At 53.4% G+C, this 350-nt stretch carries 1 protein-coding gene; it reads right to left on the bottom strand.

Translation table 11 applies throughout. The features are described from left to right. Positions 1-350 (bottom strand): ATPase, T2SS/T4P/T4SS family (locus A3730_RS11120; RefSeq protein ID WP_197477438.1); only part of this gene is annotated, 350 nt, incomplete at both ends.

The raw sequence follows: 350 nt of genomic DNA, 5'->3' as shown, positions 1-350 counted from the left end.
TCTTCTCCCCGAACAGGGTGGGGCAAGTGTTTACCCGGAAATCAATGGAGCGGGTTTTGGATATCTTCAGCTTCATGCGGCCGTCCTGCGGCACTCGGCGTTCGGAGATATCCATTCGCGACATGACCTTCAGACGAGCAGAAAGCTTGCTGGCAATGTTGATGGGGGGGGTGGAGACCGTTTGCAGGATGCCGTCTTGACGAAAGCGTACCCGATAGGATTTCTCATAAGGTTCAAAGTGCAAATCGGAGGCGCCACCTTTAATGGCATCCAGCAACAGCTTGTTGACGAAGCGTACAATGGGAGCGTCATCAGCTCCGGACTTGGTTTCATCGGTGGATTCTTCAGCT

This window comes from Alcanivorax sp. HI0044 (assembly GCF_001634945.1).
The sequence above is the reverse complement of the archived record's forward strand: the minus strand, read 5'-3'. Positions and strand labels throughout refer to the sequence as shown.